Below are 19,725 nucleotides of genomic sequence, written 5' to 3'. Positions count from 1 at the left end.
CGCTGCGGCTCAGAAGAATTCGAGGCTGACCCGGAACATCTGCTCGACCTTCCGGACCTGATCGGCCATCGCCGCCATCACGATCCGGTCGTGGGGCTGAATCTGCGTGTCGCCCCGGGGAATGATCACCTTGCCGTCGCGATAGATGGCGCCGAGGCGCACCCCGTGGAACAGGTCGAGGTCGCGCAGCGGCTTGCCGAGCAGCGGCGACGTCTCCAGCGCCTCGGCCTCGATGATCTCGGCGGCTCCGTTCTGGATTGCGTGGACGCCCCGGATGCGGCCGCGTCGAACGTGCTGGAGCACCTTCGACACGGTGATCTGGCGTGGATTGACGTATGCGGTGATGCCCAGCGACCGGGTCAGGTCGGGATAGCCGCGGTTGTTGATCAGGCAGAGGCTGCGGGCGGCGCCGAGCCGCTGTCCCATCACGCAGGTCAGGATGTTGGTCTCGTCGCTGTTGGTCAGCGCCACGATCGTATCGGATTCGCCGACGTCGGCTTCGCGCAGGAGATCCTCGTCCAGGGCGCTGCCGTGCAGGATCACCGTGCGGCGAAGCTCGTCGGCAATCTCGATGGCCCGTTCGCGCGAAGCCTCGATGATCTTCACCCGGGCGCTGCGCTGGCGCGCCTCGATCTCTCGGGCGACGTAGAACCCGATGTTGCCGCCGCCCACCACGACGACCCGGTTGGCCGCCTCCTCCTCGTGGCCGAAGATGCCGAGCGTCCGGCGCACCTGGTCGCGGTCCGCGGCGAAATACGCCACATCGCCGACAATCATCGAATCGGTGCCGTCGGGCACGAAAAATCGCTCGCCGCGCTGGATGCCGATGACGATCGCCTTCAGGTCCGGGAACAGTTCCGTCAGCTGGCGCAGCGGCGTGTCGACGATCGGGCAGTTCTCGTCGCAGTAGACGCCCGCCACGACGACCCTGCCGTCGGCGAAGGTCACGGTGTCGGTCGCCCCGGGCAGCGCGAGGCGCCGCAGCACCATCTCGCCGACCTCGACCTCCGGCGAGATGATGACGTCGATCGGCAGGTGGTCGCGCGAGAACAGGTCGCGCCAGTGGGCGGCCAGATAGCTCTGCGAGCGGATTCGGGCGAGCTTGGTGGGAACGTTGAACAGGGAATGCGCGACCTGGCAGGCGATCATGTTGACCTCGTCGTGCAGGGTCACGGCGATCAGCATGTCGGCCTGCTCGGCGCCCGCCTGAGCGAGCGTGTCGGGATGGGCGCCATGGCCGACGAAGCCGCGCACGTCCAGGGTCTCGGTGATCGATTGAATGAGTTGCGGGGTCCTGTCGATGATGCTGACGTCGTTGCCCTCCGCCGCCAGCTTCTCGGCAATGCCGAAGCCCACCTGGCCCGCTCCGCAGATCACGACTTTCATCCAAAGGGTCCCCGGTTTCCGGCGCGAGCCGCTCCCGAACGCGGCCCTGCCCCACCAGGGTCCGCCGCGCGGGTCCGTTTCATAGCGCGTTTTGTGCGATCAGCCTACGCCGAGCGTCTTCAGTTTCCTGTGGAGCGCCGAGCGCTCCATGCCGACGAACTCGGCGGTCCGCGAGATATTGCCGCCGAACCGATTGATCTGGGCGATAAGGTACTCGCGCTCGAAGATCTCGCGGGCATCGCGCAGCGGCAGCGCGAGCATCTCTTCGGCGCGGCTGTTGCCCGGCGCCGGCGGCAGCGACGCACCGACCTCGGCCGGCAGCAGTTCCGCGGTGATTACCGCATCGGCGTCGCCGCCGGCCAGGATCATCAGCCGCTCGACGTTGTTGCGGAGCTGGCGGACGTTGCCCGGCCAGTCGTGCGACTGCAGAACCGCCAGGGCATCGTCGCCTATGCGGCGCTTCGGCAGGCCGGAAGACGCCGAAATCTGCGACATGAAGTGGTCGATGAGCTCGGGAATGTCGTCCCGCCGCTCCGCCAGCGCCGGAACGCGCACCGGAACCACGCTCAGGCGGTGGAACAGGTCCTCGCGGAACCGACCTTCCTGGGTTTCGCGTTCGAGATCGCGGCTGGTCGAGGAAATGATCCGCACGTCGACATACACGCGCGCCGAGCCGCCGACCCGCTGGAAGTTCTGGTCGACCAGAACGCGAAGGATGCGATTCTGCGTCTCGCGCGGCATGTCGGCCACTTCGTCGATGAACAGGGTGCCGCCGTGGGCCTCCTCGAGGGCACCGACGACCCTGCGACCCTCGGCGCTCTCGGTGCCGAACAGGGCGATCTCCATGTTCTCCGGCGTTATCGTCGCGGCGTTGATCACCAGGAACGGGCCGGACGACCGGGACGACAGGGCGTGAATGGTTCGCGCGGCAAGCTCCTTGCCCGAGCCCGGAGCGCCGGAGATCAGCACGCGGCTGTTGGTCGGGGCGATCCGTTCGATCGCGTTGCGCAGATGGTTGGCCGCGCTCGAGTGGCCGACCAGACGGCTGGACTCCCCCGAACGCTGCCTGAGGTCCTTGACCTCGCGGCGCAGCTGCGAGGTTTCGAGCGCGCGGGCCGCGATCAGCACCAGCCGGTCGGCCTTGAACGGCTTCTCGATGTAGTCGTAGGCGCCGCTCTTGATGGCGGACACCGCCGTCTCGATGTTGCCGTGGCCACTGATCATCACGACGGGAAGGTCGGGATGATCGCGCTTGATCACCTCGAGCAGCTCGAGGCCGTCGAGACGGCTGCCCTGCAGCCAGATATCGAGGAACACGAGCGAGGGCCGGCGGGATTCGATTTCCGCGATTGCCGCGTCGCTGTCCGCCGCCGACCGGGCATTGTAGCCTTCGTCCTCGAGAATCCCGGCGACCAGGTCCCGGATGTCGGCCTCATCGTCGACAATCAGTATGTCTTTGGCCATTCACGCCTGCTCCAAACTAATATCAGGACACCTCGACGCCCTCGTCCGCGTCCGCCGGCGCGTCCGCGGCAGTGGCATCGATGACAGTGGCTTTCTGACCCGTGCTCTCGATCGGAAAGGTCAAGCGGATCCACGCCCCTCGCCCGCCTTCCGCGACCGCCGGCGCATCCGCCATTTCGATGCGGCCGCCGTGTTCCTCCATGATCCGGCTGACGATCGCGAGCCCCAGTCCGGTCCCCTTCTCGCGTGTGGTCATGTAAGGTTCCAGCAGCCGGTGACGGTTCTCGTTCGGCAGCCCTATGCCGTTGTCGACCACATCGACCACCGCCCAGCCCTCCGACTCGCGAACGGACACCGAGACGTTGCCGGGCGCCCCAACCTCGTCCTTGTCGACGCCGGAAATCGCCTCCACCGCGTTCTTGATGATGTTCGTCACCGCCTGCGAGATCAGGCGCCGGTCGAAGCGGGCGACGATCGGCGTCTCCGGCAGTTTGATGTCGAACACGATCTCCGGGTTGCCGACACGCATCAGGAACGTCGCCTGCTTGACGATCTCGACGACGTCTGCCGGCTCAATGACCGGTTTCGGCATGCGGGCGAAGGAGGAGAATTCGTCGACCATCCGGCCGATATCGCCGACCTGCCGGATGATCGTGTCGGTGCACTGATCGAAGATCTCGCGGTCGACGGTGATGGCCTTGCCGTACTTGCGCTTGAGACGCTCGGCGGACAGCTGGATCGGCGTGAGCGGGTTCTTGATTTCGTGGGCGATGCGGCGCGCGATGTCGGCCCAGGCGGAGGTCCGCTGCGCCGACACGAGTTCGGTGATGTCGTCCAGCGTCACCACGAACCCGTAATGCCCGCCGACCGAGATTTCGCTGGCGACCCGCACCGCGATGGTGCGCTCGCGTCCGCCGCGATGCACCGAGATCTGGTCCTGGATCAGCCGGGAAGGCTGCTGGCGCGCCTGCTCGATGCAGGGAATGAGCTCCGGGAGTTCCTCGGTCAGGGGTCGGCCCAGGAGCTGGTCCTGCGGCGTGCCGATCAGGACGGCGGCGGACCGGTTGGCAAGCGATACCCGCGCCGCCTCGTCGATCCCCAGAACGCCGGCGGGAACGCCCGCCAGGACGGTTTCGATGAACCGGCGGCGCTCGTCCAGTTCCTCGTTGGCCTGCAGCAGTTCGTCGCGCTGGGAACGGAGCTGCGTGGTCATCTTGTTGAACGTCGCCCCGAGGCTTGCCAGGTCACCCTCCTCGTTGCGTACCGGCACCTGGACGTAAAGATTGCCCTGGGCGACTTGGTCGGCGGCGCCGATCAGCCGGCGGATCGGCGACACGAGGCGGTTGGCGAAGCCGATCCCGACCCACACGGCGCAGAGCAGCAGGATGAAGGCGAAGCCGACATACATCAGGCCGAAGGCCACCTGGACGCCGAACTGGCGGCGCTCGAGGCTGGAGAACTCCGCGACGTTTGCCTGGGCGAGCCTCAGGTAGTTGATGACCAGCGGATCGACCGACCTGGCGACGTACAGATACATGTCGTCGTAGGCCTCGAGCTTCTTGATCGCCCCGACCTGGTTGGAGACGCCCGGCGCGATGACGATCACCTCGCCGCTGCTGGCCTGCTCAACAGCATTCGGCGGCGGCATCAGGAACTCGCGCTCGGTGTCGATGTCGGCGCGCAGCACCACGGACATGTCCTCGCGGATCAGGAACGCGGCGGGAAGCGAGCGGATCGCCGCCTGTGCGGTGAAGAACTGCTCGAAGCGTTCGCTGTCGTCGCTGAACATCGTCTGGGCGCGGTCGACGTCGGTCGCCATAGCCAGGAGGTCGGCCCGGATCACCTGTCCGTGTTCGCGCAGATAGGCGTCGGCCACCGACAGCGACGTCTGCATGATCGCCTGCGTGCGCTCGGAGAACCAAGTGTCCAGACCGCGGCTCAGCGTCAGTCCCGCGATGATCGCGACGATGACCGCCGGCACCACGGCGATCACCGCGAACAGGCTGAGGATGCGCAGGTGGAGCCGCGCGCCCGCGGTGCCGCGGCGCCGGGCCGCCCACAGGCGCCACAGTTCCACGGAGACGATGCCCGCAAGGCCGGCCACGAGAATCAGGTTCACCACCAGGGCAGCCGAGACGACATTCTCGTCCGGCTCGATCGGCGTGAGACCGGTCAGGACTGCGAACGTGGCCGAACCTGCCAGCAACGACAGGGCGACGAGCAGCGAGCCGACGATCCTCAGCGAACGGCTGCGCCGGGTCGCAAGGGCCGGGACAGTCGGCTGTCTGGGCTCCTGTAGTGTCACTGACGAAATTCCATCGAGCCGTGAACCGAGGCAGGCGGCCTCTCGCGAAAATTGCGCCCGCAGCCCCACGCCAACGCGGACGGCAGCGACCGATGCAGATCAAGCACAAATGTTGCAGAAATGAGACAAGTTCAAGGCGCTTCAGCGCCCGCCGCGAATAACCTGAATGTCGAGATCCCGAATTTTCTTGCGCAATGTGTTGCGATTCAGCCCCAGGAGTTCCGCCGCACGGATCTGATTGCCGCGCGTCGCCGCCAGCGCGGCGCCAATAAGCGGCTCCTCCACCTCCCGAAGGATGCGGTGATAAAGGCCCGGCGGCGGCAGATTGTCTCCGAAAACCTTGAAGTAATCCGACATGTGCCGCTCGACGGAGCCGCCCAGCGTCTCCTCCTCCCGCTCAGCATCCGCGGACGGCGACGGTGCATGCTCACCGAGTTCGGCCTCGATGGTGGAATCGGCGATGATTTCCTGTGGATAGAGTGCCGCGAGCCTGCGCACCAGGTTCTCCAGTTCGCGGACGTTGCCGGGCCATCGGTAGCGGCGCAGGCGGTCGAGCGCGGCCTGTTCGATCTGCTTGCTGGGAAGGCCCTCCTTCTCGGCTTGGGCAAAGAAGTGCCGGACGAGATCGGGAATATCCTCCGTGCGCTCGCGCAGCGGCGGCAGCCGGATCGGCACGACGTTGAGCCGGTAGTACAGGTCTTCGCGGAACAGGCCCTGGTTGATGAGCTGCCGGAGATCCTTGTTGGTCGCCGCGACGATGCGGACGTTCGCCTTGATCGGCGTGCGCCCGCCCACCGTCGTGTACTCGCCCTGCTGCAGCACGCGCAGCAGCCGCGTCTGCGCCTCCATCGGCATGTCGCCGATCTCGTCGAGGAACAGCGTGCCGCCTTCCGCCTGCTCGAAACGCCCGGTGTTGCGGGTCTGGGCGCCGGTGAAGGCGCCCTTCTCGTGCCCGAACAGCTCCGCCTCGATCAGGTCGCGCGGGATCGCCGCCATGTTGATCGCCACGAACGGCCCGTTGGCGCGCTTGCCGTAGTCATGCAGCGCCTTGGCGACGAGTTCCTTCCCTGTCCCCGACTCGCCGGCGATCATCACGGTGAGGTCGGTCTGCATGAGGCGGGCGAGCAGGCGGTAGATGTCCTGCATCGCCGGCGAGCGGCCGACCAGCGGAATGTTGTCGCCCTCGTCCTCCGGCAGCCCCTGCGCCGGCTTCGGCTTGGGTTCGGCCAGCGCCCGTCCGACGATCGTCACCAGTTCGTTCAGGTCGAACGGCTTAGGAAGGTACTCATAGGCGCCGCGCTCGGAGGCCTTGACGGCCGTGATGAACGTGTTCTGCGCGCTCATCACGATGATCGGGATCTCGGGGCGAAGCTTCTTGATGCGCGGCAGCAGGTCGAACGCGTTCTCGTCGGGCATCACCACGTCGGTGATGACCAGATCGCCGTCCCCTTGGGCGACCCAGCGCCACAGCGTCGCGGCGTTGCCGGTGACGCGGACATCGTAGCCCACCCGCGACAGCGCCTGGTTCAGCACCGTCCGGATTGCGGCATCGTCGTCGGCCACCAGGATGTTTCCGCTTGGCATGACTGTCAGTCCTCGGTGGTCTGGTCGGTATCCGGATCGAACTTGTACATGGGCATGAGCACCCGGAAGACGGTGCGGCGGGGCTGCGACTGGCACTCGATGACGCCACCGTGGTCGCCGACGATCTTGGCCACCAGTGCCAGGCCGAGCCCGGATCCGGACATCTTGGTCGTCACGAAGGGGTCGAACAGGTGCTGGAGCAGGTCCTCGGGGACGCCGGGACCGTTGTCGCGGACGCAGAACTCCAGCGGCAGGCTGACCTTCTCGGTGTTGCCCGGCACAGAGAGACGGACGCCCGGCCGGAACGCGGTAGTCAGGGCGATCTCGCCGTCCGAGGCATTCGGACCGATCGCCTCGGCGGCGTTCTTGACGAGGTTGAGGAAGACCTGGACGAGCTGGTCGCGGTTGCCGAGCACCGGCGGCAGCGACGGATCGTATTCTTCGACGAAGCGGATATGCCGGGCAAAGCCGTTGACGGCGATCTGCTTCACCCGGTCGAGGACGACGTGGATGTTGACCGGCTCGCGCTCGATCGGCCGCTGGTCGGAGAACACCTCCATGCGGTCGACCAGCTTGACGATCCGGTCGGTCTCCTCGCGGATCAGCCGGGCCAGCGCCCGGTCGCCATCCTCGACGGTGGATTCCAGCAGCTGCGCGGCGCCGCGGATGCCCGACAGCGGGTTCTTGATCTCGTGCGCCAGCATGCTGGCGAGCCCGGTGACGCTGCGCACGGCGGCGCGGTGGGTGAACTGGCGGTCGAACTGTTCGGCGATGGTCCGCTCGTGGATCATCGCAACGACACCGTTTCGCTCCTCGGCGACGGGCGCCACGTAGATGTCCACGAACCGCTCGCCGCCGGTGCGCGGCGTCCCGATCGCGACCCGGTATTCGCTGACCGGCGCGTCGCGTTCCCTGACCTGGGCGAGCAGGTCCAGCAGCGGCGAATCGTGCGGCACCAGGTCGTAGACCGTGAAACGGCGCAGCACTGAGGAGCTTGCCTGGAAGAAGGACTCCGCCGCCGCGTTGGCCGCCGAGATGATGTTGTCGGCGCCGATGGCGATGACCGGGTGCGGCAGGGCGTTGAACACCACCTCCGGCGCCGGGGCTTGGGATCCGGTACGGGCCGACAGGGTACTCAGCAACTCGCCGATCATCACGCGGCATCCATCAGTTCGGCGCCGGCGAACGCGGCCGGCAGCAGTGCTGCGACAATTTCGGGGTCGTCCTCGGTGAGGAGGCGCGCGCGCCAGGCGGAAGGATTGCTGCCGCCGGCGCAGCTGGCCGGGGCATGGTCGAGGTACCATCCCAGGTGCTTGCGCGCGACGCGCACGCCGAGGCCCGTGCCGTAGTGCGACAGGATCTCGTCGTAGTGCCTGGCGACGAGGCCGCCGAGGTCGACTGGCGGCCTCTCGTCGGCCTCCCCGCCCGACTCTAGCGCGGCGGCGATCGCCCCGACGATCCAGGGCCGGCCGCAGGCGCCGCGCCCGATCATCACCGCATCGGCGCCCGACCGCGCCAGCGCGGTCCTTGCCTCCTCGAGGCCCCGGATGTCGCCGTTGACGACGACGGGGACGTCGACCGCATCGACGACGTGGCGCACGGCGTCCCAGTCGACCGGGCCCTTGTAGAAGTCGCACCGGGTCCGGGCGTGAACGGTGACCATCCGCACGCCGAGGCCGACCGCCCGCGTCGCCAGTTCCGGCGCGTTCAGGCTGGCGCGATCCCAGCCAAGCCGCATCTTCAGGGTCACCGGCACGTCGACGGCGGTCACCGTCGCCTCGATCAGCCGGCAGGCATTGTCGAGGTCGCGCATCAGTGCCGAGCCGGACCAGCCGTTGGTGACGCGGCGCGAGGGACAGCCCATGTTGATGTCGACGATGTCGGCTCCGGCATCGACCGCCCGCCGCGCACCCTCGCGCATCCATTTGGCTTCGCAGCCCGCCAGTTGTATGACGTTCGGCGAGACGCCATGCCCGACGGTGCGAAGCACCGCCTCCGGCCTGTCGTGAACGAGTTCCTCGCTCGCCACCATTTCGGAGACGACCAGCGTGGCCCCGAAGTCGTGGACGAGCCGGCGGAACGGTGCGTCGGTGATGCCGGACATCGGCGCAAGTATGGCCCGCCCGGCGAGCAGGTGCCCGCCGACCGTCACCCCTGACCGTGCGCTGCCCATTTCATGTGCGTTGTTCATTCTGCCTGCATTTTAGACAAACCATTTCGCAGTGCAACAAAAACCGGAATTACGATTTTGTCATGATATTCGGGGAAGACAGATCGGATTGCCCGGCGTCGAGGGTGTCGCGGAGTGCCAGATAATATGAAAACCGTGGCGGTGATCGTTGCCGGAGGATTGGGCGTCCGCGCTGCCAACATATCAGGCACGACCGGGGGCAGCGAGCCGAAACAGTTTCGCGTGCTCGCCGGCCGCACGGTCATCGACCGGGCCATCGCGCCTTTCCTCGACCATCCGCGCGTCGACGCGGTGCTGGCGGTCGTCCGGACCGGGTGGGAAGACCGGTTCCGGCAGGCATTCGCCGGCAGCGAGCGCCTGCTCGAGCCCATGCCGGGCGGGGAGACGCGCCAGGCGTCCGTTCGCCGCGGCCTCGAAGCCCTGAGCGTGGCCCCGCCGGACCGCGTCCTGATCCACGATGCGGCACGTCCCTTCGTCGACGCGCAGACGATCGGCCGTGTGCTCGACGCGCTTGACGACCACAGCGCCGCGATCCCGGCTCTGCCGGTGACGGACACGCTGAAGCGGGGTGACAAGTTCGTTGAGGAAACGGTTGACCGAAAAGGACTATACGCGGTCCAGACCCCGCAGGGATTTGCCTTCACGCCGATCCTTGCGGCCCATCGCGCCGCCTGCGAGGTCGACCGGGAGTTCACCGACGATGCGGCGGTCGCCGAATGGGCCGGTCTCGACGTGGCCCTGGTGGCGGGCGACGGGCGCAACCGCAAGCTCACGACTCCGGAGGATTTCGACATGGCCGAACTGCTGCTTGCCGCCGAGGCCGCCCCGCCGCCCGTGGAGACCCGCACCGGAACGGGCTACGACGTGCATCGTTTCGGGCCCGGCGAGGCCGTCGTCCTGTGCGGCGTTCCGGTGCGCCACGACCACGGCCTGCTTGGCCATTCGGACGCCGACGTCGGCCTGCATGCCCTCACCGATGCCTTGCTGGGCGCGATCGCTGACGGCGATATCGGCAGCCATTTCCCGCCGTCCGATCCGCAGTGGAAGGCGGCCGACTCCGCGCTGTTCCTGCGCCATGCGGCCAGCCTGGTGCGCCGGCGCGGCGGCAGGATCGTCAACCTGGACGTGACGCTGATCTGCGAACAGCCGAAGGTCGGCCCGCACCGCGATGCGATGCGCCGGCGGATAGCGGAGTTTCTCGACCTCGACGTCGGCCGGATCGCGGTCAAGGCGACCACGACCGAGGGCCTCGGCTTCACCGGCCGCGGCGAAGGGATTGCCGCCCAGGCGACCGCCTCGGTGGAGTTGCCGCTGGAGCGGTCGCCATGACGCCGGAACACGAGCTGTCGACCCGCGCCGAGGGGCTCCTGGAGCGGATGCGCGCAGCCGGCCTGACGGTCGCCACCGCCGAATCCTGCACCGGCGGCCTCGTCGCCGCCTTCCTGACCGAAATCGCAGGGTCGTCCGACGTGTTCGAACGCGGCTTCGTCACCTACTCCAATGAAGCGAAAGCCGAACTGCTCGGCGTTCCCGCGAAGCTGATAGCGAGCCACGGCGCCGTCAGCGAACCGGTGGCCCGGGCGATGGCGGAGGGCGCCATTCGCAACTCGCCCGCAGACCTTTCCGTCGCCGTCACCGGAATTGCCGGCCCCGGCGGTGGATCTGCCGGCAAGCCGGTCGGCCTCGTGCATTTCGGTGCGGCGCGACGCAGCGGCGCCGTCCTTCACGTCGAGAAGCGCTTCGGCGACATCGGCCGGCGCCAGGTGCGGCTCGCAAGCGTGGCCGTCGCGTTCGACCTGCTCGAGGCCCTGGCCTCGTAGGCGTCTAAGAGGCGGAGGCCCGCGACCGCCTGCCGCCTCCTCCGGCCCGACGGCCGTAGACGACGTCGGCGCGCTTCTCGAAGGCGTCCGCGAAGCGGGAAAAGGCCGCGTCGAACATCGCGCCCATCAGCAACTGCAGGCTGCGGCGGCGGAACTCGTACTCCAGGTAGAAGTCGATCTCGGAGGTCTCTTCGCTCAGCGATTCGAACCGCCAGCGGTTTTCCAGGTGCTTGAAGGGACCGTCGAGATACTCGACCAGGATTTCCAGATTGGCGGGATCCAGCGTCACGCGGCTGGTGAAGGTCTCCCGGAACATTTTGTAGGAGGCGGTCATGTCGGCGACCAGAACCTCCCGCCCGTCCTTCTCCGAGCGGCTGCGAACCTTCAGTGCCTCGCACAGCGGCACGAATTCCGGGTAGCGCTCGACATCGGCGACCAGAGCGAACATGTCCTCGGCGCTGTGCGCTACGGTGCGGCGGGTCTTGAAGGTGCGCATGGGCTCAGGCGCCGAGTCCGAGCTTCTGCCGGCGCGCCGCGCGCAGCGCCTCGAAATCGTCGCCGGCATGGTAGGAGGATCGGGTAAGTGGCGTCGACGCCATCAGCAGGAAACCCTTCGACTTGCCGATCGTCTCGAAGGCCTTGAACTCCTCCGGCGTCACGAAGCGCGCGATCGGATGATGCCTGCGGGTCGGCTGCAAATACTGGCCGATCGTCATGAAGTCGACGTCGGCGCTCCTGAGGTCGTCCATCAGCTGGACAACCTCGTTCCGCTCCTCGCCCAGGCCCACCATGATGCCCGACTTGGTGAAGATCTCCGGGTCGAGCTCCTTCACCTTCTGGAGGATCCGGATCGAATGGAAGTAACGCGCGCCGGGGCGCACCGTGAGGTACAGCGACGGCACCGTCTCGAGGTTGTGGTTGAAGACGTCGGGCCGCGCTTCGACGACGATCTCCAGAGCCCCCTCCTTGCGCAGGAAGTCCGGCGTCAGCACCTCGATCGTCGTTCCCGGCGCCCGGTCGCGGATCGCGCGGATGGTGTCGGCGATGTGCATCGCGCCGCCGTCGGTGAGATCGTCGCGGTCCACCGAAGTGACGACGACGTGCTCGAGCCCGAGGGTGGCGACCGCGTCGGCGACCTTGCCTGGCTCGGCGGCATCGAGGGCCTCGGGCAGGCCGGTGCGCACGTTGCAGAAGGCGCAGGCGCGCGTGCACGTGTCACCCATGATCATGAAGGTCGCGTGCTTCTTCGACCAGCACTCGCCGATGTTCGGGCAGCCGGCCTCCTCGCAGACGGTGACGAGGCCGTTCTGGCGGACCACTTCGGCGGTCTCCCGGTAGACCGGCGACCCGGGAGCCTTGACCCGGATCCAGGCCGGCTTGCGCAGCACCTCCGACTCCGGCCGGCGGGCCTTCTCCGGATGGCGCGGTCGGGCCTTGCGATCGGTGACGTTGTCCAGGACGGTGACCATGCTCAGGGCTTCGCTCAAACTTTCAGGTGCGTCAAGCGCAGCGCGGTGCGCTCGACCTGCAAATAGGCCACCGGCGGCCCGATTTCGAGGCCGTGGCCGCTCTCGTTCCGCTCGCCGGCGTCAGGCCAGAATGCGCGCCACCAGCACCACGATGATGGCGCCGACCGCCGCGACGATCACCTGCTCCAGGAAGCGGTTGCCGAGTTTCAGGTTGATGTCGAACTTCTGCGCCAGAAACCCGCCGACCAGCGATCCGGCAAGCCCGGTCAGGATATAGCGCAGCAATCCGCCGCCGCCGACGATGAAGCTCGCCAGCCACCCGGCGATCAGCCCGATCAGGATCCAGACCAGAATGGCTTTCGTCTGTTCGCTCATGACAGGTCCCGCTTGCCTGGAAGTCTCGACCTAGATGTGTATCGCCCGCCCGTAGGCCGACATCACGCTCTCGTGCATCATCTCCGACAGCGTCGGATGTGGGAAGACCGAGTGGATCAGTTCTTCCTCGGTGGTCTCAAGATTCATCGCGATGACGAATCCCTGGATAAGTTCGGTGACTTCGGCGCCGACCATGTGGGCGCCGAGCAGTTGGCCGGTCTTCGCGTCGAAGATCGTCTTGACGAGGCCGTCGGGCTCGCCGAGCGCGATCGCCTTGCCGTTGCCGATGAAGGGGAACCGGCCGACCTTCACCTCGTGGCCGGCCTCCTTCGCCTTCTTCTCCGTCAATCCGACGGAGGCGACCTGCGGGTTGCAGTAGGTGCAGCCGGGGATCATCAGCTTGTCCATCGGATGCGTGTCGAGGCCGGCGATCGTCTCGACGCAGATCACCCCTTCGTGCTCGGCCTTGTGGGCGAGCATTGGCGGCCCGGCGACGTCGCCGATCGCGTAGATGCCCTCGACGCTGGTGCGGCCGTAGCCGTCGATGACGACCGTTCCCCTGTCGGTCTTCACGCCGAGTTTTTCGAGCCCGAGGTTCTCGATGTTGCCGACCACGCCAACGGCGGAAATGACGCGATCGACCGTCAGGCTCTCGGACTTGCCCTTTTCGTCCTCGATCGTCGCGGTCACCGAATCCGACTTCTTGTCGAGCTTCGTGACCTTCGCCGAGGTCAGGATCCTGATGCCCTGCTTCTCGAAGCGCTTGCGGGCATGTGCGGCGATATCCTCGTCCTCGACCGGCAGGATCTGCGGCAGCACCTCGACGACGGTCACCTCGGCGCCCATCGTTCGGTAGAAGCTGGCAAACTCGATACCGATCGCGCCCGAACCGATCACCAGCAGCGACTTCGGCATCTTTTCCGGCGCCATCGCCTCGAAATAGGTCCAGACCAGCTTCTTGTCCGGCTCCAGCCCGGGCAGCGCCCGCGGCCGGGCGCCGGTCGCGACGATGATGTGCTTGGCCGAGTAGTCGCCGCCGCCCAGCGCCCCCTTCGGCGGCCCCTCGGCAGCCTTCACCGAGACCTTGCCCTTGCCGGCGAGCGTGGCGGTTCCCCAGATCACGTCGACCTTGTTCTTCTTCAGGAGGAACTGCACGCCGTTCGAGAGCTGGGCTGCGACGCCGCGCGAGCGCTTCACGACCGCGGCGGGGTCGTAGGAGACGTTGCTTGCCGACAGCCCGTAGTCGCCGGGGTGCTGCATGTAGTGGTAGATCTCGGCGGAGCGCAGCAGCGCCTTGGTCGGAATGCAGCCCCAGTTCAGGCAGATGCCGCCGAGATACTTGTTCTCGACGACGGCCGTCTTCAGGCCGAGTTGCGCCGAGCGAATCGCGGTGACGTAGCCTCCCGGCCCCGATCCGATGACGATGACGTCGTATGTGTCGGCCATGTTACCTCCGCTACGAATTCAGGTCGGCCGAAGCGGGCCGACTGTAAGGTGAATGCCGGATAGCCGGCCAGCCGGCGGCCGCCGGACCGCACTCGCTTCTGGGCCACGCGTCGCGGCCGGTGACGACCTTCGTTCACACGCTCACTCGCACTCGACCGTCCCCGGCGCCGGGTCGTAGTCGGTTGCCCCGACCATCCCGTCCTTCGGCGGGACCGGCGCCAGCGTGACGAGGACGAAGCAGTTCTGCGACCAGACCTTGTAGGTCAGGTCCTCCATCCACTCGATCCTGTCGATCAGGCCATGGTCGGCCAGCGCCGCGGCGACGTCGCCGTCCTCGGCGACCGCGGCGAACTGGCGGGCGCGGTCGTATTCGGGGGCGAGTGCCGCCGACGCGTTGCACATGGGGATCGTCACGCCGGCCAGCGTGGCGAGGACGATGCCAGTAGAACGGATCGGCACGGTCATTCCTCCGCTTTGCGAGTTACCGGTCGCACCAGCAGGACCCAGTCGCCGTCGACACGGTCTCCCGGCAGGGCGAGTATCCTGCGGCGCGCCCGCTCCCGGTACCCGGACCGGCGATAGAGTTCTGCGGCACGCGCGTTCTTGCTGTCGACGATGATGCTCAGCAGCGTTGCGCCCGTATTGGCGGCAACTTGCTCGGCAATATCGAGCAGCATCGCCCCGTACCCCCGCCCCTGGTGCTCGGGCAGCGTCGCAAGGGCGTTGACGTACCAGCTTCCCGGCGCCTCCGCCTCCAGCTCCACCATCGGCCGGATGAATGGCGGAAATTCCTCCAGGTCGCCGGCCGCAAACGTGTCGGGCTGCCGGTAGCCGAGCAGCATGGAGACGGGCCGTCCGTCCACCTCGACCACGTAAGCATTCCGGTACGAAAACGCACCTTGCTCCCGCTCCGCCCGCCTGCTGCCGACATCCAGGGCCGTCTCGCCGAACTCCGCCGCCTGGCCCCAGAGATAGGAGGGAATGCCCTCGCCCGCGAGATCGATCAGGTACGCCAGAACGAGCGCGTCCGACTTTCTGGCGGGACGGATTTCCGGCAAAGGTGGCCTCCCGGACGGACTCGTCGGCGCTCGCCGGCCTAGACCAGCATCGACATCGGCTTCTCGATGTAGCGCTTGAACGCGTTGATGAGCTGGGCGCCCAGTGCCCCGTCGACGGCGCGATGATCGGTGGACAGCGTGCAGCTCATGATCGTCGCGATCGCCACTGCGTCATCCTTGACCACGGCGCGTTTCTCGCCGGCGCCGACGGCCAGGATCGTCGCATGCGGCGGGTTGATGACGGCCGCGAAATCCTTGATGCCGTACATGCCGAGGTTGGAGACCGCCGAGCTTCCGCCCTGATACTCCTCGGGCTTCAGCCTGCGCTCGCGGGCGCGACCGGCCATGTCCTTCATCTCGTTGGAGATGACCGACAGCGTCTTCTGCTCGGCATTGCGCACGACCGGTGTGATCAGCCCTCCGGGAATGGACACGGCCACGCCGACATCGGACTTGCTGTGCTTCAGCATGCCGCTCTCGGTCCAGGTGACGTTCGCCTCCGGCACCGCCTTCAGCGCCAGCGCCAGCGCCTTGATGACGAAGTCGTTGACCGACAGCTTGTAGGCCGGCTTGCCGTCGAGCTGCGGCGCGGCGGCGTTGAGCTCGCTCCTGAGCTTCAGCAGCGCGTCGAGCTCGACGTCCAGCGTCAGGTAGAAGTGCGGGATCGTCGTCTTGGCCTCGGTCAGCCGCCTGGCGATGACCTTGCGCATGTTGTCGTGCGGCACGACCTCGTAGGTGCCGTCCTCGAACATCGCGCGGATCTTGTCGTCGGACGGCGGCTGCACCGCTGCCGGAGCGGCCGCGGATGCCTGCGCGGCAGGCGCGCCGGACGGTGCCGCCTCGGTCTTCTGCGCCCTGGCGGGCGCGGCTTTCGCCGCACCGCTCTCGGCTGCCTCCTCGATGTCCCGCTTGACGATCCGGCCGTGCGGACCGGAGCCGGAAATCGCCGAAAGCTCCAGCCCCTGCTCCTTGGCAAGCCGCCGGGCCAGCGGCGAGGCGAAGATCCGCTCGCCGTCGGAAGCGTCGCCGTTGGCGCGGGCACTCTCAGTCGCCTCGGCCCCCTCACCCGCCGCGCTGCGCGCGCCGACCTCTCCCCCCTGGGGCGAGGTGGCCGCCGATGCATCGGTTTTCTGGTCAGGGGATTTCGAAACGGCACTGCCCTCCACCTCTCCCTTGGGGGGAGAGGTCGGCGCTTCCTCGGAAGCGCCGGGTGAGGGGGTGCCGGCGCCGGACGTCTTCTCCACGCCTTCCAGCGCGCTCTCGTCCTCGCCCTCTTCGAGCAGCACGGCGATCTTCTGGTTGACCGGCACGTCCTCGGTGCCCTCGGACACCAGGATCCGGCCCATCGTCCCCTCGTCGACCGCCTCGACCTCCATGGTCGCCTTGTCGGTCTCGATCTCCGCGATGATGTCGCCGGGGGCGACGGAATCGCCTTCCTTGACGAGCCATTTGGCAAGCGTGCCGACCTCCATGGTCGGCGACAGCGCGGGCATCAGGATGTCGATGGGCATGACCGATTACCTAGCTTTTCTGTGCCCCCTGCGGGGCATCCGAGACTGCGATGCGCGATGGTGTCCAGTTCGCGCGGCGTCGAGCAATTCGTGACGCGGCGGTTTCATCGTCGTAGAAGACTTCCTGAGGCCGGCGCCCGCTGAACGCCGTGATTCCGACGCCGGCGACGTTCACCAGCGACCGATACCCTTCGTCCGCTTCGATGACCGCGCCGACATAGACCCCGCAGTGCTTGCAGGTCAGGAACTCAGCCGTTCTGGCGCCGAAGGTATATCGGTTCAGGTCGTCCGGACTGCGCACCTGAAACACGGTCTCCCCTTCAGGGTCGGAAACGGCAACCGAACCGTGCCGCCGGCAGAAGCCGCACTGGCAGGCATGTACGCGCAGGTCATCGGGCGGCCTGCTCAGTCGCATCGCCACCCGAACCGCGCCACAATGGCACCGGCCGCTGAGCTCCACTGCCATCTCCTCAATCGGCGTAACTCACCGCCTTCACCGCCTCGATGACCTCCTTGACGGAGGGCAGCGCCAGTTTCTCCAGGTTTGCCGCATACGGCATCGGCACGTCCTTGCCGGTGACCCGAAGGACCGGCGCGTCGAGCCAGTCGAAGGCCTTCTCCATCAGTTCGGCGGCGATCTGGGAGGACACCGAACACTGCGGCCAGGCCTCCTCGACCGTGACGCAGCGGCCGGTCTTCCTGACCGACTTTATGACCGTGTCCATGTCCATCGGCCGGATGGTCCTGAGGTCGATCACCTCCGCGTCGATGCCCTCGCCCTTCAGTTCCTCGGCGGCCTTCAGCGCATAGGTCATGCCGATGCCCCAGGAGACGATCGTCGCGTCCTTGCCGGTCTTGGCGACCTTCGCCTTGCCGATCGGCAGCACGAAGTCGTCGATGCGCGGCACCGGGAAGGTGTGGCCGTAGAGGATCTCGTTCTCCAGGAACACCACCGGGTTGGGATTGCGGATCGCGGCCTTCAGCAGGCCTTTGGCGTCGGCTGCCGTATACGGCTGCACGACGATCAGGCCGGGCACCTGGCCGTACCAGGCGGCGTAGTCCTGGCTGTGCTGGGCGGCGACGCGCGACGCCGCGCCGTTCGGTCCGCGGAACACGATCGAGCAGGTGATCTGGCCGCCGGACATGTAGTGGGTCTTGGCGGCCGAGTTGATGATCTGGTCCATCGCCTGCATGGCGAAGTTGAAGGTCATGAACTCGACGATCGGCTTCAGGCCGGCCATCGCCGCGCCGACGCCAAGACCGGTAAAGCCGTGTTCGGTGATCGGGGTATCGACGACCCGGCGCGGGCCGAACTCGTCGAGCAGCCCCTGCGAGATCTTGTAGGCGCCCTGGTATTCGGCGACTTCCTCGCCCATCAGGAAGACGTTCTCGTCCTTGCGCATCTCCTCGGCCATCGCGTCGCGCAAGGCTTCCCGGACGGTGATCTCGTCGGTCTCGGTGCCGGCGGGAAACTCGGGCTCCTCCTCCGGCTGCATCTTGGGCTGCTGGCCGACGACGCTGGCCGAGCTCTTGGCGTCCGCCTCCGGCGCCTTCTCGGCCTTCTCGACCTTGCGGTCCTCTGCCTTCGGCTTCTCTGCCGTCTCTTCGGCCGCCGGCTCCTGTGCCTGCGGCGCCTCGGCCTCGGCACCGTCGAGCGCGCTTTCGTCCTCGCCCTCCGACAGGATCATCGCGATCGGCGTGTTGACCTTGACGCCCTCGGTGCCCTCGGCGACGAGGATCTTGCCGAGCGTGCCCTCGTCGACCGCCTCGACCTCCATGGTCGCCTTGTCGGTTTCGATCTCGGCGATCACGTCGCCGCTCTCGACCGTGTCGCCCTCCTTCTTCAGCCACTTGGCGAGCGTGCCCTCTTCCATCGTGGGAGAGAGCGCGGGCATGAGTACCTGTACCGGCATCGTCTCGTCCCCTAGCGAAGTACGTCGGTCCAGAGCTCGGAGGCATCCGGCTCGGGATCGGTCTGGGCGAATTCGGCGGCTTCGTTGATGATCGCGCGGACCTCCTTGTCGATCGCCTTCAGGTCGTCCTCGGTCGCCTCGTGGTCGCCGATCAGGCGTGCCTTGACCTGCTCGATCGGGTCGTGCTCCTGGCGCATCTTCTGCACCTCGTCCTTGGTGCGGTACTTGGCGGGATCGGACATCGAGTGGCCGCGATAGCGGTAGGTCAGCATTTCCAGGATGAACGGACCGTTGCCGTCGCGGCACCAGGCGGCCGCCTTCTCGCCGGCAGCGTGGACCGCACGCACGTCCATGCCGTCGACCTGCTCGCCGGGAATGTCGAACGATGCGCCGCGGTGCGACAGGTCGGTTGTCGCGGACGCGCGGCTGACGCTGGTGCCCATGCCGTACTTGTTGTTCTCGATGATGTAGATGATCGGCAGGTGCCAGAGCTTGGCCATGTTGAAGCTCTCGTAGACCTGCCCCTGGTTGGCGGCGCCGTCACCGAAATAGGTGAAGCTGACATTGTCGTTGCCGCGATACTTGTTGGCGAAGGCGAGGCCCGTGCCCAGAGACACCTGTCCGCCGACGATGCCGTGTCCGCCGAAGAATCCCTTCTCGACGGAGAACATGTGCATCGAGCCGCCCTTGCCCTTGGAATAGCCGCCGCGGCGTCCGGTCAGCTCGGCCATGACGCCCTTGGGGTCCATGCCGCAGGCCAGCATGTGGCCGTGGTCGCGGTAGCCGGTGATCACCTGGTCGCCTTCCTTGGCGACCATCTGCATGCCGGTGACGACCGCTTCCTGGCCGATGTAGAGATGGCAGAACCCGCCGATCAGGCCCATCCCGTACATCTGTCCGGCCTTTTCCTCGAAACGCCGGATCAGCAGCATCTCGCGATAGGCCTCGAACTCCTGTTCGGTGGTGAAGTCCGTCGCCGGACTGCCGGCGAGCGACTTCTTCGTGGGTTTTCGACCCTTCGACGAGGCCGATCTGGATTTCGATGGGGATTTCGCCGCCGCGGTGCGGCGGGAGCCGGATTTGGCACTGGACGTCATGCCATCCTCCCTGTGAGCCCGGATTGTTGCTCAACAGGTAGCGCACCCCGCCCCGAAAGGCCAGCACGAACCGCTTTTCCCGGAGGGAAACAATCTCTTGAAAGAT

Annotated in this window: 18 protein-coding genes; 2 read left to right on the top strand and 16 right to left on the bottom strand. The window is 67.0% G+C overall.

The annotated features are described in order from the left end of the window. Window positions 1-9: 9 nt before the first annotated feature. From trkA to dusB, 6 genes are all read right to left on the bottom strand, one after another. A complete protein-coding gene (gene trkA / locus V3328_RS17010) occupies window positions 10-1,386 on the bottom strand; it encodes a Trk system potassium transporter TrkA (protein WP_340330898.1) in 1,377 nt (458 codons plus the stop codon). Window positions 1,387-1,485: 99 nt separating this feature from the next. Beyond that, window positions 1,486-2,850: a nitrogen assimilation response regulator NtrX gene (gene ntrX / locus V3328_RS17005; RefSeq protein ID WP_340330897.1), complete on the bottom strand. Its 1,365-nt coding sequence runs from the start codon at window positions 2,848-2,850 to the stop codon at window positions 1,486-1,488. A 22-nt stretch (window positions 2,851-2,872) separates the two neighbouring features. Next, complete coding sequence (locus tag V3328_RS17000; protein WP_340330896.1) at window positions 2,873-5,155, bottom strand: sensor histidine kinase NtrY-like; 2,283 nt, start codon at window positions 5,153-5,155, stop codon at window positions 2,873-2,875. Between the two features lie 141 nt (window positions 5,156-5,296). Beyond that, window positions 5,297-6,739 (bottom strand): nitrogen regulation protein NR(I), encoded by a 1,443-nt coding sequence (gene ntrC / locus V3328_RS16995; protein WP_340330895.1) that lies wholly within the window; start codon window positions 6,737-6,739, stop codon window positions 5,297-5,299. A gap of 5 nt (window positions 6,740-6,744) precedes the next feature. Continuing rightward, entirely contained in the window at window positions 6,745-7,893 is a 1,149-nt protein-coding gene (locus V3328_RS16990) for a two-component system sensor histidine kinase NtrB (protein WP_340330894.1), read from the bottom strand. Then, window positions 7,893-8,930, bottom strand: coding sequence for a tRNA dihydrouridine synthase DusB (gene dusB, locus V3328_RS16985; RefSeq protein WP_340330893.1), 1,038 nt, complete (start codon window positions 8,928-8,930; stop codon window positions 7,893-7,895). The genes V3328_RS16990 and dusB overlap by 1 nt, the downstream gene beginning before the upstream one ends. 126 nt (window positions 8,931-9,056) lie before the next feature. Between dusB and V3328_RS16980 the strand changes: the two genes are divergently transcribed. Together V3328_RS16980 and V3328_RS16975 are read left to right on the top strand one after the other, a co-directional pair. After that, window positions 9,057-10,259 (top strand): bifunctional 2-C-methyl-D-erythritol 4-phosphate cytidylyltransferase/2-C-methyl-D-erythritol 2,4-cyclodiphosphate synthase, encoded by a 1,203-nt coding sequence (locus tag V3328_RS16980; RefSeq protein WP_340330892.1) that lies wholly within the window; start codon window positions 9,057-9,059, stop codon window positions 10,257-10,259. Then, window positions 10,256-10,750 carry a CinA family protein gene (locus V3328_RS16975; RefSeq protein ID WP_340330891.1) on the top strand — a complete coding sequence of 165 codons (495 nt, stop codon included), beginning with the start codon at window positions 10,256-10,258 and terminating at the stop codon, window positions 10,748-10,750. Before V3328_RS16980 ends, V3328_RS16975 begins: the two co-directional genes overlap by 4 nt. Before the next feature lie 4 nt (window positions 10,751-10,754). Here the strand turns inward: V3328_RS16975 and V3328_RS16970 are convergent, their stop codons facing one another. From V3328_RS16970 to pdhA, 10 genes are all read right to left on the bottom strand, one after another. Next, complete coding sequence (locus tag V3328_RS16970) at window positions 10,755-11,246, bottom strand: type II toxin-antitoxin system RatA family toxin (RefSeq protein WP_340330890.1); 492 nt, start codon at window positions 11,244-11,246, stop codon at window positions 10,755-10,757. 4 nt (window positions 11,247-11,250) lie between these two features. Then, a complete protein-coding gene (lipA, locus tag V3328_RS16965; protein ID WP_340330889.1) occupies window positions 11,251-12,219 on the bottom strand; it encodes a lipoyl synthase in 969 nt (322 codons plus the stop codon). Window positions 12,220-12,339: 120 nt separating this feature from the next. Then, window positions 12,340-12,594: a GlsB/YeaQ/YmgE family stress response membrane protein gene (locus V3328_RS16960; RefSeq protein WP_340330888.1), complete on the bottom strand. Its 255-nt coding sequence runs from the start codon at window positions 12,592-12,594 to the stop codon at window positions 12,340-12,342. A gap of 30 nt (window positions 12,595-12,624) precedes the next feature. Then, on the bottom strand, window positions 12,625-14,040 hold the full coding sequence (gene lpdA, locus V3328_RS16955; RefSeq protein WP_340330887.1) for a dihydrolipoyl dehydrogenase: 1,416 nt from the start codon (window positions 14,038-14,040) through the stop codon (window positions 12,625-12,627). Between the two features lie 141 nt (window positions 14,041-14,181). Beyond that, a complete protein-coding gene (locus tag V3328_RS16950; protein WP_340330886.1) occupies window positions 14,182-14,505 on the bottom strand; it encodes a hypothetical protein in 324 nt (107 codons plus the stop codon). Further along, a complete protein-coding gene (locus V3328_RS16945) occupies window positions 14,502-15,098 on the bottom strand; it encodes a GNAT family N-acetyltransferase (protein ID WP_340330885.1) in 597 nt (198 codons plus the stop codon). The genes V3328_RS16950 and V3328_RS16945 overlap by 4 nt, the downstream gene beginning before the upstream one ends. A gap of 38 nt (window positions 15,099-15,136) precedes the next feature. After that, window positions 15,137-16,609 carry a pyruvate dehydrogenase complex dihydrolipoamide acetyltransferase gene (locus tag V3328_RS16940; RefSeq protein WP_340330884.1) on the bottom strand — a complete coding sequence of 491 codons (1,473 nt, stop codon included), beginning with the start codon at window positions 16,607-16,609 and terminating at the stop codon, window positions 15,137-15,139. A 10-nt stretch (window positions 16,610-16,619) separates the two neighbouring features. Next, on the bottom strand, window positions 16,620-17,069 hold the full coding sequence (locus V3328_RS16935) for a GFA family protein (RefSeq protein WP_340330883.1): 450 nt from the start codon (window positions 17,067-17,069) through the stop codon (window positions 16,620-16,622). A gap of 10 nt (window positions 17,070-17,079) precedes the next feature. After that, window positions 17,080-18,522 carry a pyruvate dehydrogenase complex E1 component subunit beta gene (locus V3328_RS16930; protein ID WP_340330882.1) on the bottom strand — a complete coding sequence of 481 codons (1,443 nt, stop codon included), beginning with the start codon at window positions 18,520-18,522 and terminating at the stop codon, window positions 17,080-17,082. An 11-nt stretch (window positions 18,523-18,533) separates the two neighbouring features. Beyond that, window positions 18,534-19,619, bottom strand: a complete 1,086-nt coding sequence (gene pdhA, locus V3328_RS16925) for a pyruvate dehydrogenase (acetyl-transferring) E1 component subunit alpha (protein WP_340330881.1) — start codon at window positions 19,617-19,619, stop codon at window positions 18,534-18,536. Between the last annotated feature and the right edge of the window lie 106 nt (window positions 19,620-19,725).

Origin of the sequence: Microbaculum marinum, from assembly GCF_037855135.1 — a bacterium.
GTDB lineage: Bacteria > Pseudomonadota > Alphaproteobacteria > Rhizobiales > Tepidamorphaceae > Microbaculum > Microbaculum marinum.
This window is presented reverse-complemented; position numbering and strand designations above follow the sequence as displayed.

Coding starts and splice junctions, on each gene's coding strand:
- V3328_RS16980 (WP_340330892.1), top strand. CDS start 9,057: ATGAAAACCGTGGCGGTGATCGTTGCCGGAGGATTGGGCGTCCGCGCT.
- V3328_RS16950 (WP_340330886.1), bottom strand. CDS start 14,505: ATGACCGTGCCGATCCGTTCTACTGGCATCGTCCTCGCCACGCTGGCC.
- V3328_RS16975 (WP_340330891.1), top strand. CDS start 10,256: ATGACGCCGGAACACGAGCTGTCGACCCGCGCCGAGGGGCTCCTGGAG.
- V3328_RS16960 (WP_340330888.1), bottom strand. CDS start 12,594: ATGAGCGAACAGACGAAAGCCATTCTGGTCTGGATCCTGATCGGGCTG.
- ntrX (WP_340330897.1), bottom strand. CDS start 2,850: ATGGCCAAAGACATACTGATTGTCGACGATGAGGCCGACATCCGGGAC.
- lipA (WP_340330889.1), bottom strand. CDS start 12,219: ATGGTCACCGTCCTGGACAACGTCACCGATCGCAAGGCCCGACCGCGC.
- trkA (WP_340330898.1), bottom strand. CDS start 1,386: ATGAAAGTCGTGATCTGCGGAGCGGGCCAGGTGGGCTTCGGCATTGCC.
- dusB (WP_340330893.1), bottom strand. CDS start 8,930: ATGAACAACGCACATGAAATGGGCAGCGCACGGTCAGGGGTGACGGTC.
- lpdA (WP_340330887.1), bottom strand. CDS start 14,040: ATGGCCGACACATACGACGTCATCGTCATCGGATCGGGGCCGGGAGGC.
- V3328_RS16930 (WP_340330882.1), bottom strand. CDS start 18,522: ATGCCGGTACAGGTACTCATGCCCGCGCTCTCTCCCACGATGGAAGAG.
- V3328_RS16940 (WP_340330884.1), bottom strand. CDS start 16,609: ATGCCCATCGACATCCTGATGCCCGCGCTGTCGCCGACCATGGAGGTC.
- V3328_RS16990 (WP_340330894.1), bottom strand. CDS start 7,893: ATGATCGGCGAGTTGCTGAGTACCCTGTCGGCCCGTACCGGATCCCAA.
- pdhA (WP_340330881.1), bottom strand. CDS start 19,619: ATGACGTCCAGTGCCAAATCCGGCTCCCGCCGCACCGCGGCGGCGAAA.
- ntrC (WP_340330895.1), bottom strand. CDS start 6,739: ATGCCAAGCGGAAACATCCTGGTGGCCGACGACGATGCCGCAATCCGG.
- V3328_RS16970 (WP_340330890.1), bottom strand. CDS start 11,246: ATGCGCACCTTCAAGACCCGCCGCACCGTAGCGCACAGCGCCGAGGAC.